This is a genomic window from Streptomyces sp. NPDC034043, assembly GCF_055575675.1.
This window is the reverse complement of record NZ_JBVISF010000003.1, coordinates 433,345-445,013: the sequence shown is the minus strand read 5'-3', so window position 1 is coordinate 445,013 and position 11,669 is coordinate 433,345. Positions and strand designations below refer to the sequence as shown.

Annotated in this window: 8 protein-coding genes; 6 read left to right on the top strand and 2 right to left on the bottom strand. The window is 72.8% G+C overall.

The window, feature by feature from the left end; genetic code table 11:
* The first annotated feature begins 29 nt into the window (after window positions 1–29).
* The 3 genes from ACZ51S_RS10520 to ACZ51S_RS10510 all read left to right on the top strand — a co-directional run bounded on the left by ACZ51S_RS10520 (window position 30) and on the right by ACZ51S_RS10510 (window position 3,811).
* Window positions 30–899 (top strand): M24 family metallopeptidase, encoded by an 870-nt coding sequence (locus ACZ51S_RS10520; RefSeq protein ID WP_468885490.1) that lies wholly within the window; start codon window positions 30–32, stop codon window positions 897–899.
* Between the two features lie 5 nt (window positions 900–904).
* On the top strand, window positions 905–2,677 hold the full coding sequence (locus ACZ51S_RS10515; protein WP_468475257.1) for an SDR family oxidoreductase: 1,773 nt from the start codon (window positions 905–907) through the stop codon (window positions 2,675–2,677).
* A 219-nt stretch (window positions 2,678–2,896) separates the two neighbouring features.
* Window positions 2,897–3,811, top strand: a complete 915-nt coding sequence (locus ACZ51S_RS10510) for a MerR family transcriptional regulator (protein ID WP_468475190.1) — start codon at window positions 2,897–2,899, stop codon at window positions 3,809–3,811.
* 115 nt (window positions 3,812–3,926) lie between these two features.
* On the opposite strand, the gene ACZ51S_RS10505 is transcribed toward ACZ51S_RS10510, so the two are convergent.
* The gene (locus ACZ51S_RS10505; protein WP_468475189.1) at window positions 3,927–4,712 is read right to left on the bottom strand and encodes an aquaporin; all 786 of its coding nucleotides are present in this window, start codon (window positions 4,710–4,712) and stop codon (window positions 3,927–3,929) included.
* Between the two features lie 124 nt (window positions 4,713–4,836).
* On the opposite strand from ACZ51S_RS10505, the gene ACZ51S_RS10500 reads away from it, so the two are divergent.
* From ACZ51S_RS10500 to ACZ51S_RS10490, 3 genes are all read left to right on the top strand, one after another.
* A complete protein-coding gene (locus tag ACZ51S_RS10500; protein WP_468475188.1) occupies window positions 4,837–5,376 on the top strand; it encodes an RNA 2'-phosphotransferase in 540 nt (179 codons plus the stop codon).
* 152 nt (window positions 5,377–5,528) lie between these two features.
* Window positions 5,529–7,445 (top strand): HSP90 family protein, encoded by a 1,917-nt coding sequence (locus ACZ51S_RS10495; RefSeq protein WP_468801529.1) that lies wholly within the window; start codon window positions 5,529–5,531, stop codon window positions 7,443–7,445.
* Window positions 7,442–10,489, top strand: coding sequence for a tetratricopeptide repeat protein (locus tag ACZ51S_RS10490; RefSeq protein ID WP_468960484.1), 3,048 nt, complete (start codon window positions 7,442–7,444; stop codon window positions 10,487–10,489). The genes ACZ51S_RS10495 and ACZ51S_RS10490 overlap by 4 nt, the downstream gene beginning before the upstream one ends.
* 63 nt (window positions 10,490–10,552) lie before the next feature.
* Here the strand turns inward: ACZ51S_RS10490 and ACZ51S_RS10485 are convergent, their stop codons facing one another.
* Window positions 10,553–11,455 (bottom strand): LLM class flavin-dependent oxidoreductase, encoded by a 903-nt coding sequence (locus ACZ51S_RS10485; RefSeq protein WP_468885497.1) that lies wholly within the window; start codon window positions 11,453–11,455, stop codon window positions 10,553–10,555.
* Window positions 11,456–11,669: the final 214 nt, after the last annotated feature.

Genomic DNA, 11,669 nt, shown 5'->3' with positions numbered 1-11,669 from the left:
AGCGTCGGGCTACAGGGACGGACGGCGGCATGACTGGGGACACCAAGCAGCGCACCGCGCACGACTCCGGGCAGCTCTCCGCCGGGCTGCGCGGCTTCAGAGAGGTCCAGCGGCTCGCGTACGAGTGCGCGGAGACGGTGGCGGCGCAGCTGCGCCCGGGGGTGACCGAGCGCGAGGCGGCGCGGATGCAGCGCGACTGGCTGCGCGAGCGCGGGGTGCGGGACTGGTTCCACCTGCCCTTCGCCTGGTTCGGGGACCGGACCGCCTTCGCGAACTTCAAGATCCCGCTCCAGTTCTTCCCGACCTCGCGGCGGCTGGAGCCGGGGATGCCGTTCATCCTCGACATGGCGCCGGTGTACCGGGGCTACGCGGCCGACATCGGCTACTCCGGCAGTCTTGGCCTCAATCCGGTGCAGGACCGGCTGATGTCCGACCTGCGCCCGCACCGGGAGCTGATCCTGGAGCAGGTGCGCGAGCGCCGGCCGCTGCGGGAGATATACGAGAACGTGGAGCGGCTGATGACCCGGCAGGGGTACGCCAACCGGCACCGGGCCTACCCCTTCGGCGTCATCGCGCACAAGATCGACCGGGTCAAGGAGCGGCGCTGGTCCCCAACCGTGTTCGGCTTCGGCAGCCAGTCCCTCAAGGGGCTGGCCTCCGACGCCCTGCACGGGCACCGGGAGGGCTGGTCACCGCTGTGGAGTCCGTACCACTTCTCCGACCATCCGCCGCAGCCCGGGCTGTGGGCGGTGGAGCCGCACCTGGGCTTCCGGGGCACCGGCGCGAAGTTCGAGGAGATCCTGGTCGTCACCGACTCCACGGATCCCGCGGAGGCCGCGTTCTGGCTGGACGACGACCTGCCGCACGTGCGGCGCTGGGCTGAGGAGAAGGCGGCATGAGCGGGATGAGCGGGACGGCACTGGAGGGCGCGCGCGAGCGCCGCGTGAGCACCGGCGGGATCGAGCTGTGCGTCCTCGAGCTCGGTGAGCCGGACCGGCCGACCGTGCTGCTGGTACACGGCTACCCGGACAGCAAGGAGGTCTGGTCGGAGGTCGCCGAACGGCTCGCGGCCCGCTTCCACGTGGTGCTGTACGACGTACGCGGCCACGGGCGCTCCTCGGCTCCGGTGCCGCTGCGCGGGGGCTTCACCCTGGAGAAGCTGACCGACGACTTCCTCGCCGTGGCGGACGCGGTCAGTCCGGACCGTCCGGTGCACCTGGTCGGGCACGACTGGGGCTCCGTCCAGGGCTGGGAGTTCGCCACGGTCGCCCGTACCGAGGGCCGGATCGCCTCCTTCACCTCCATGTCGGGGCCCTCCCTCGACCACTTCGGGCACTGGATCAAGCAGCGGATGACGCGCCCCACCCCGCGACGGGCCGCCCAATTGCTGGGACAGGGCGCCAAGTCCTGGTACGTCGGCGTGCTGCACACGCCGGTGCTGCCGGAGCTCGCCTGGCGCGGGCCGCTCGCCAAGCGCTGGCCGAAGGTCCTGGAGCGGTTCGAGGGCATCCCGGCCGGCCCCTACCCGACGGCCTCCCTCGCCTCCGACGCCGCGCACGGCGCCTGGCTCTACCGCGACAACGTTCGGGCCCGGATGAGCCGTCCCCGCACCGACGCGTACGCGCACGTACCGGTGCAGCTGATCGTCGCGACCGGGGACGCCTTCCTCTCCGAGCGGCTCTACGACGGCCTGGAGCACTGGGCGCCGGATCTGGTGCGGCGGACCGTGCCCGCGAAGCACTGGCTCCCCAGGACCCGGCCGGACCAGGTGGCGGCGTGGATCACCGACTTCGTCACCGCCCGCGAGGAGCCCGCCGCACGGGCGCCGGAGCTGCGTGCGCCGGGCAAGTACGCGGACCGGTTCGGGGGGCAGCTGGTGCTGGTCACCGGAGCCGCCAGCGGGATCGGGCGGGCCACGGCGTTCGCGTTCGCCGAGGCCGGCGCCCGGGTCGTGGCCGTCGACCGGGACGGGGAGGGTGCGGCCCGCACGGCCGAGATGGCACGGCTCGTCGGCGCGCCCGAGTCATGGGGCGAGTGCGTCGACGTCAGTGACGAGCAGGCGATGGAGAAGCTCGCGGCGAAGGTCGCCGCCGAGTACGGGGTCGTCGACGTGCTGGTCAACAACGCGGGTATCGGTCTGTCGGGCTCCTTCCTGGAGACCGGTTCCGAGGACTGGAAGAAGGTCCTCGACGTCAACCTGTGGGGGGTCGTCCACGGCTGCCGGATCTTCGGGAGGCAGATGGCCGAGCGCGGGCAGGGCGGCCACATCGTCAACACCGCCTCCGCCGCCGCCTATCTGCCGTCGAAGTCGCTGCCCGCGTACAGCACCTCCAAGGCCGCGGTCCTCATGCTGAGCGAGTGCCTGCGCGCGGAGCTGGCATCCAAGTCGATCGGGGTCTCGGCGATCTGTCCGGGCATCGTCAATACGAACATCACCGCCACCGCCCGGTTCGCCGGGGTGGACGCGGCGGAGGAGAAGCGCCGCCAGGAGCGCTCCTCGCGGCTGTACGGACTGCGCAACTTCCCCCCGGAGAAGGTCGCGGACGCGATCCTGCTGGCCGTGGTGAAGAACCGGGCCGTGGTACCGGTGACCCCCGAGTCCAAGGCCGCCCTGTGGATGTCCCGCTTCGCGCCCAATACCCTGCGCCGGCTCGCGAGGCTGGAGCCCCGGCTGTGAGGCCGTCGCGCCGCGGGCGGGTCCGAAAGGCCGGAGCGCCGGGTGGGAGGCCGGTCGTCGGCTGGCCGGGCACGGGCATACCCGGCTCCCGCGCGCGGTCGTACCATCCCACGCAGGAGGGCTCGCTGCTCGAGGCGGTCGAGTACCTGGCGGCGTCTCCTGCCGCCCGGACCGCGGCGGGCGCGGTCGGCCGAGCCGCCATGTCGTAGGGAGCCGGGATTGTCCGATCAGGCGGTAGCCGAGTACCGGATCGAGGATCTGGCCCATCACAGCGGGGCGACGGTGCGCACGATCCGCGCGTACCAGGACCGCGGCCTGCTGCCGAAGCCGGAGCGCCGGGGACGGTCCAACGTCTACCGGGACACGCATCTGGCGCGGCTGCGCCAGATCGCGGACCTGCTGGACCGCGGCTACACCCTGGCCTCCATCAAGGAGCTGCTGGAGGCCTGGGACGCGGGGCGCGGGCTGGGCGGCGTGCTGGGCCTGGTCGCGGAGGTGCACGGGCCCTGGACCGACGAAGAGGCCGACCGGATCAGCCGGGAGGACCTCAACGCGCGGTTCGGCGGCCTGCCCGACGACGAAGCGGTGGACGAGGCCTGCGAGCTGGGGGTCCTGGAGCGGATCCCGGGGCGTCCGGACGAGTTCCTCGTGCCCTCGCCGCAGGAACTGGCGGTGGCGGCCGAGCTGTACGCGGCGGGGGTGCCCCTCGGGGCCATCACCGGGCACCTGCGGGAGCTGCGCGGGCAGGTCGAGTACATCGCCTCGCGCTTCCTGGAGTTCACCACCGAGCACGTGTTCGCCCGCTACCTCGGGCAGGTGCCGCCGACGGACGCGGACGCGGCGGAGGCCGCGACGATGGTGCGCCGGCTGCGGCCCCTGGCCCAGCAGACGGTCGACGCCGAGCTGGCGCGGGCGATGCGGCTCTTCGCGACCCGGCACCTCCAGCGTCATCTGGGGGCGCCCGGTGCGGCGCAGCCGACCGGCCCCGCCCCGGTGGCCCTGCCCGCCGCGACGGTGCGGGCGGTGCAGGAACTGGTGGGTCCGGACAACGTGTCGGAGTTCGTCCGGGCCGCGACGGAGCGGGAGCTGCAAGCCCGGACGATGAACGATCTGGCAAGCCGGGGCGGCCGGTAATGCTCGATCGGTAGTCCACAGGGGGCCCCGGGGGCGAATCGCTCAGATGTCACCGAAACCCGCTGAAACGGCTGTGGACAACCCCCTTCACCCTGTGGGCAACGCAGGCGATCGGCTAGACGATGGCCTCGAAGGCCCCGCCCGTACGGGGCATACCGGCCACCACGACCTCCGTCTCGGGCTGCCCGGAGCGCGGTACTCCGGTGCCGCCGTCGTGGCGCTCGCGCCCGTAGAGGAGTACGGCCAGGGCAAGGCCGAGAACGCCGCCGAGCAGCTGCGCCACGACGAACCCGGGAAGGGACTGCGGGGCGATGCCGGTGAAGGAGTCGCTGAAGGCGCGCCCGATGGTGCCGGCGGGATTGGCGAAGGACCCCGACGAGGTGAACCAGATCGCGGCGGCGATGTACCCGGCGACCGCGGCCGGGATCAGCCTCGGCCGGCCGATGCGCCCGAGGCCCTGGATGACCAGGACCAGTCCGGCGGTCGCGATGATCTCGCCGATCAGCAGGTGACCCCCGTCGCGGACCTGGGTGGAGAAGGTCCCGGGGGTGCGGCCGAACATCGTCTCCGCCAGCACGGCACCTGCGATGGCACCGGCGGTCTGGGCGGCGGCGTACGCGAAGGCCTCCCGCGCGTCGAGCCCCTCGCCCCCGGTGCGCCGCGCCCACCAGGCGGTGAGGGTGACGACCGGGTTCAGATGGGCACCGGAGAGGGGGCCGAACAGGGTGATGATCAGGCCGAGGCCGATCGCGGAGGCGAGCGAGTTGGCGACGAGGGCGACACCGGTGTCGCGGCTGAGGTTCGCGGCCTGGATGCCCGAGCCGATCACCACCACGAGCAGGCCTGCGGTGCCGATGAGCTCGGCAGCCACACGCCGAAGCAGTGAGGCCTTATTGGTCATAGTTTCTCCCTCTGGGTACGTCGTGATGCGGAAAATGTATTCCGTATCTTGGAAACGCGATAGAGGGACGCCCGCGCGTGGAAAATCGCTGCTCGGAACCCCTTCGAGCCGTCAAGCTGGGCACATGGATGACCGACGCACCGTGAAGGTGTCCAGATACGTCTCGAAACATCTGCGCCACCAGCCGGAACGGATCGGACTGGTGCTCGACCGCCAGGGCTGGGTGGAGATCGACGACCTCCTGCGGGCCGCCGCGGAACACGGATTCCCCTTCACCAGGGCCGAGCTCGACCATGTCGTCGCCACCAACGACAAGCAGCGGTTCGCCGTCGACGGCACCCGCATCCGGGCCAACCAGGGTCACACCGTCGCGGTGGACCTGGGCCTGCCGGAGGCCGAACCGCCCGCGTACCTCTACCACGGCACCGTCGCCGCCGCCCTGGCCTCGATCCGCGCCGAGGGACTGCGCCCCATGGCCCGCCACCACGTACACCTCTCGCCCGACCGCGAGACGGCGACCCGGGTCGGTGGGCGCCGGGGCCGGCCGGTGGTCCTCGCCGTGGACACCGGGGCGATGCGAGCGGCCGGGCACGTGTTCCGGATCAGCGCTAACGGGGTGTGGCTGGCGGAGGCCGTCCCGCCGGAATTCCTCCGCTTCCCCTGACGGGCCGGGGCCACCGGGGGAACCGCCCGGTCGGAGCGGAATTCACGGAGTGATTGTCGGATCGTCCACCTACTCTGTTCCTCGTTCCGGCATCAGTGAGGGGGGTACCTCGCGATCGCCGACCACCACGCGAGCAAGCGAGCTGATGCCCGATGACATCCGTGTCTCCTTCCCCGTCCGAATTCCCCGCCGCTTCACCGGCCGAGGGCGCCGTCAACAACTTCCAGGTCGACCTGCGCGGCCTGGTCGACCTGCTCTCCCACCACCTCTATTCCAGCCCCCGCGTCTACGTGCGCGAACTCCTCCAGAACGCCGTCGACGCCGTGACCGCCCGTCACGCCCTCGAACCGGGCGCGGAGGTCCGCATCCACCTGTCCGCCACCGCCGGCCGCATCACCATCGAGGACTCCGGCATCGGCCTGACCGCCGCCGAGGCCCACTCCCTCCTCGCCACCATCGGCCGCAGCTCCAAGCGCGGCGGCGACGGTGCCTCCGCCGCCGAACTGCAGGGCCTGGAGACCACCCGCCAGCAGTTCCTGGGCCAGTTCGGCATCGGCCTGCTCGCCTGCTTCGTCGTCGCCCGGCAGATCCGGGTCGTCACCCGGTCCGCCCGCGACCCCCGGGCGGCGCCCGTCGAGTGGCTGGCCACGGACGACGGCTCCTACACCGTGCGCGAACTGCCCCACGACGCCCGCCCCGAGCCCGGCACCACCGTCCACCTGGAAGCCCGCCCGGGTGCCGAGGAGTGGACCGAACCGGCCCGGGTCGAACGGCTCGCCCGCGACTACGGCTCCCTGCTCCCCCACCCGATCACCTTCGACGACGGCACCGGCAGCGCCCCCCGGCCCATCACCGACCGGCCCGCCGTATGGGACCGCGCCCACCCCACCCCGACCGCCCGGCGCGTCGCACTCGCCGGGCACTGCGCGCAGCTCTTCGGCTTCACCCCGCTCGACAGCATCGACCTCGACCTGCCGGTGGCCGGAGTGCGCGGAGTCGCGTACGTACTGCCCGAACCGACCAGCCCCGCCCACCGGGCCGGCCACCGCGTCCACCTCAAGGGCATGCTGCTCACCGACCAGGCCGACAACCTGCTGCCCGACTGGGCCTTCTTCGTCCGCGCGGTCCTCGACACCGACACCCTGCGGCCCACGGCCTCCCGCGAGAACCTCTACGACGACGAGACCCTCGCCGCCGTACGCGAAGCGCTCGGCGCCCGCATCCGCTCCTGGCTGGCCGAGCTGGCGGCAACCGAACCGGAGCGTCTGGCCGCCTTCCTGAGCGTCCACCACCTCGGCGTGAAGTCCCTCGCCCGGCACGACGCCGAACTGCTCGGGCTGATGCTGCCGTGGCTGCCGTTCGAGACCAGCGACGGATCGATGAACCTGGAGGAGTTCACGGCGGCCCACGCCGAGATCCACTTCACGCGGACCGTCGAGGAGTTCCGCCAGATCGCCCCGATCGCGGCGGCGCACGGCCTCGGCGTCGTCAACGCCGGCTACACCTACGACGCCGACCTGCTCGCGCTGCTGCCCTCCGTACGCCCCGACCTGAAGGTCACCGAGCTGGACGCGGGGGCCGTCACCGACCGCCTCGACCCGGTCCCCACCGCCGCCGAACTGTCCCTCGCCTCCTTCCTCTCCACCGCCCGCACCCGCCTGGAACCCCAGAGCTGCGACGTGGTGCTGCGCGCCTTCCAGCCCGTGGCCGTACCCGCCCTCTACCTCGACGACCGCCAGGCCCGTCAGGAGCGGGACCGGACCACCGCCCTCGAGTCCGCCGACTCCCTGTGGAGCGGAATCCTCGGCTCGCTGCGCGGCTCCGGCCCGCGCGCCCGCCTCGTGCTGAACCACAACAACCCCCTGGTCCGGCGCATCGCGGGGCTTGCCGACCCCACGCTCGCCGGCACCGCCGTCGAATCGCTGTACGGCCAGGCGCTGCTGATGTCCCAGCGGCCGCTGCGCCCGGCCGATTCGGCCCTGCTCAACCGGGCCTTCATCGGGCTCCTGGAATGGGCGACCCACTCCGCCGACACCCCGACCGGCAAGTCCCAGGAGGACGAGAAGTGAGCACCCTGACCCCTGAGGAGATCCGGCGCGCCCTGCGCGAGAACCGCGGCCTGCCCCACGGCGCCGCGCGCAACGCCCAGGCCGAGGCACTGACCGCCGCCGCCGAGGTGTGCGGTGACACCGAGGTGTTCCGGATCGCGCTGATCAACCAGATCGACTCCTACGAGTACAGCGCCGAGCGGAGCCGGATGGTGGTCCCCTTCGCCCGCCTGCTCCAGGAGTACGACCGCGACCCGTCGGCGTTCACCCCGGCCGACGCCCACTCCCTCTTCTGGCGCTTCAAGTGGGTCTCGGGCCAGATCATCAGCTCCCCCGACGTACCGGTCTCCTCCGTCACCGGCTACCTCGACGACATGGAGAAGCGCTACCGGATCGCCGGCTACAGCGAGCGGGCGGTACGCCAGTCCGAGTACTTCCTCGCGGACGCCATCGGCGACGACGAGCGCGCGGAGCGGGCCATGGCCCAGTGGCGGGCGGCCGACCGCGACGAGATGAGCGACTGCCACGCCTGTGAGACGAACTCCCAGGGCGTGTTCTGGGCGACCAAGGGCGAGCACGCCAGGGCGATCGAGGTCTGGGGCCCCGTACTGAACGGCGAGCAGACCTGCATGGAGGAACCGCACCGGGTCCTCGCCCGGTCCCTGCTCCCCCTGCTGCGCCTCGGCCGCACCGACGAGGCCCGCTCGCACCACCTGCGCGGCTACCGGATGGCCCGGGGCAAGGAGAGCCTGCTGCGCGCGATCGGCCAGCACATCGAGTTCTGCGCCCTCACCGGCAACGAGGCACGCGGCGTTGAGATCCTCGCCGAGCACGGCGCGCACCTGCGGCCGCTCGTGGACGTCAGGACGCAGATGGACTTCTACGCGGGAGTCGTCGTCCTGCTGCGGCGGCTCGTCGACCTCGGCCACGCAGCCGACCCGACGGTGCCGTACGAGGGCTCCGCGCGCACCGTCGGCGAGCTGCACGGCATCCTCCGCGAGGAGGCCCTCGGCATCGCCGGGCGGTTCGACGTGCGCAACGGCACCACCCGGGTCTCCGAACGGCTCCTGGAACGGCTCTCGCAGGCACCGCTGGCCGACGTACTGCCCCTGGGCGTGCGCAGTGCCGCGCTGCCGCAGCCGACGGCGGCGACGGCGGCACCGGCCGCCGCGGCCGTGCCCGTGAGCGCCGCCGAGTTCGGCGGGCTCGTCGAGCGGGCCCGCGACGCCCGCGACGCGGGCCACCCGGACGCGGACCGGCTGTGGGCCGAGGTGGCCGTACGGGTCTCCGCGCTGCCGGAATCGGAGGTGGACCCGCTGCTGCGCGCCGAGGTGGCCGACCACCGGGCCCTGACGGCCGCGCGGGCCGGAGCACCCGACGCGGCGGAACTGCTGACGGCCGTCCGTGACGGGTACCGCGCGCTGGGGCAGGCAGAACGCGCCGCCCTGGCCGAGCTGCGGCTGGCGAGCGCGGCCGCGCAGGCCGGGGCCGCGCCGGAGGAGGTCCGCGCGCAGCTGGCGGCTGGACTGCGGGCCGCCGAGGCGCTGGACGCGGCGGAACCGCTGCGGGCCCGCAGGATCGCGGTCGCGGAACTGTCCGCGCTGCGGCTGGAGCCGTACCTGCGCTCGGCCGAGGCCGCCCGGGAGCATGCCGAGGAGCACGTGGACGGTCACGACCACGATCACGGCCACGGCCACGGGGACGGACACACGGACGGCCACGGGGACGGTCACGACCACGGCCACGAGCTGCTGACGGCCGAACTCGCCTCCTTCGTCTCCTCCTACGGGCAGGCCCTCCCGGACCTGGCGGCCGAGGCCGAGGAGATGCTGGGCCGTCTGTCCCTCTCCCAGGGCGACACCGACCGGGCCTTGGAGCTGCTGGCCTCCGCCGCGGACCGGGCCGTCGGAGCGGGCCGGCCGTGGCAGGCGGTGGATCCCCTCGTACTGCGGGCCGGTGTGCTGCTCTCGCTGGGACGGCCCGAGGAGGCCGAGGCGGCCGCGCGGTCCGGCCTGGAGCACTCCGCCGAGGAGACCGACCCCGAGCAGCAGGGCCTCGTACACCTCACCCTCGCGGACGTCCTGCTGCGCGGGCGGGACACGGTGGCGGAGGCCGCCGAGCACGCCCTCGCGGCGGCGCACTGGTTCGACCAGGCCGGTCTGGCCGCCGACGGCGGGGCCCAGGCGCGGCGGATGCTGGCCCAGGCCTACGCCCGGGACGGCCGGACCGCCGACGCGGCGGAGGTGCTCCAGTCGGCGCTGCCCGACCTGCTGGAGCACGGCGAGGGACAGGCCGTCTCCGCGAGGGACTTCCTGGGGAACCTGCTGCGCGACCTGCGCGAGCCCCGGGCCGCCGCGGAGCAGTTCCTGCAGGCCGCCGAACTGGTGAAGGACTGGGAGGACCCCCGGCCTCAGGCGCGGTTCGCGCAGGCGGCCGCCGACTGTCTCTCCGACACCGGCCTGGACGAGGAGGCCGTCGCCGCGTACCGGCGCGCCCTGGAACTGCGCCGGCTGACCGGCGACGCGGTGGTCTCCGAGGTCCGGATCCTGCGCTCGCTGGCCTGGCTGGGGATGCGCGAGGAGGTCACCGAGGAGACCGCGGCAGCCGCCCGGGCCCTGATGGACGAGGCCGCCGAAGTCCTGGAGAAGGCCCTGGCGGCCGACGGCTCACAGGATCCGGAACTGCTCTCCGAACTCGCGCAGACCTGGCACCAGCTGGCGCAGGTGCTGGACCGGCTGGTGAGCGCCCTTCAGCCGGAGGGGGCGGGGGAGCCCCCGGCGGGGAACGCCCTGAGCCCGGCCGCCGTCGAGGCCCTGCGGCTGGAGGAGATCCGGCTGTGGGAGCGCGCGGCCGAGCTGTACGCGAAGCTCGGGCTGGAGAACCTCCAGGACCGCTTCCAGTGCCTGAACAACGCCGCCTGGACCCATCACGAGCTGGGCCGTCCCGCCGTGGGCGCCGCCCTCATCTCGGCCCTGCTGGAGGAGGTCGAGACCCTTCCCGAGGGCATGGCTCCGGAATGGGTGGCCCCTCAGGCCCGGCGGATCATCACGCAGCTGACGGCCTGATCCCCTGACCGGTCCGGCCGGAGCCCGTCACGCGACGGGGCCCGGCCGGGCCGGTGGGGTGCCTCAGCCGTCCAGCTGGGCGAGCCCCTCGGTGGCGATCCGCTCGAAGACGGCCTCGTCGGCGGCGAAGTCGGAGTCCGGGATCGGCGCGTGGATGACCAGCTCGGTGAAACCCAGCTCGCGGTGGCGGCCCGCGAAGTCGACGAACGCGTCCACCGACTCCAGCATGGTGCTGCGCTCCGGGGTGAAGCCGGTCAGCAGCACCTTCTCGATGGAGTCCGAGTCCCGTCCGATCTCCGCCAGGGCCTTCTCAAGACGCCCGTGCTGGAGGCGCAGGGCCTCCAGCGACTGGTCGGGTGTGCCCTCGAAGACCTTCGGGTCCCCGGCGGTCACCCAGGCCTGGCCGTGGCTCGCCGCGAGCTTCACCCCGCGCGGGCCGGTGGCCGCGACGGCGAACGGCAGGCGCGGGCGCTGGACGCACCCGGGAATGTTGCGTGCCTCGTGGGCGGAGTAGAAGGTGCCGTGATGGGTGAGCGCCTGCTCGGTCAGCAGCCGGTCGAGCAGCGGTACGAACTCTGCGAACCGGTCCGCCCGCTCGCGCGGGCTCCACTCCTCCTGTCCCAGCGCCGTCGCGTCGAAGCCGTTGCCGCCCGCGCCGATGCCGAGGGTGATGCGCCCGCCCGAGATGTCGTCCAGCGACATCAGGTCCTTGGCCAGAGTGACCGGGTGGCGGAAGTTCGGCGACGTCACCAGGGTTCCGAGACGGATCCGCTTGGTGACGGAGGCGGCAGCGGTCAGGGTGGGCACCGCGCCGTACCAGGGGCCGTCGCGGAAGGTCCGCCAGCTGAGGTGGTCATAGGTGTAGGCGGTGTGGAACCCGAGGCGCTCGGCCCGCTCCCACTGGTCACGGCCTCCCTCGTGCCACGGACGTACCGGCAGGATCACAGTGCTCAGGCGCAGAGTCATGCCTGCGAGCGTACGGTGGTCCGTGGCTCGTACACCAACCACGCCTGAACCATCAGGGGACCTCGGGCGTTCGTTCCGGGTACCTGTTCCACGTGAAACATGTGCCGGAGCGGCACGACCCGGGCCTGTTTCACGTGAAACATCTGTAGGGTCCCACGGTTTCACCCTCGCATCCCGCGGCGCAGTCCTGGGGGAGGAACCTGTCTGCTCGATC

Bases quoted from the DNA above. Each gene is read 5' to 3' on its own strand.
- ACZ51S_RS10520 (WP_468885490.1), top strand. From the start codon at position 30: ATGACTGGGGACACCAAGCAGCGCACCGCGCACGACTCCGGGCAGCTC.
- ACZ51S_RS10515 (WP_468475257.1), top strand. From the start codon at position 905: ATGAGCGGGACGGCACTGGAGGGCGCGCGCGAGCGCCGCGTGAGCACC.
- ACZ51S_RS10505 (WP_468475189.1), bottom strand. From the start codon at position 4,712: ATGACCAATAAGGCCTCACTGCTTCGGCGTGTGGCTGCCGAGCTCATC.
- ACZ51S_RS10500 (WP_468475188.1), top strand. From the start codon at position 4,837: ATGGATGACCGACGCACCGTGAAGGTGTCCAGATACGTCTCGAAACAT.
- ACZ51S_RS10495 (WP_468801529.1), top strand. From the start codon at position 5,529: ATGACATCCGTGTCTCCTTCCCCGTCCGAATTCCCCGCCGCTTCACCG.
- ACZ51S_RS10485 (WP_468885497.1), bottom strand. From the start codon at position 11,455: ATGACTCTGCGCCTGAGCACTGTGATCCTGCCGGTACGTCCGTGGCAC.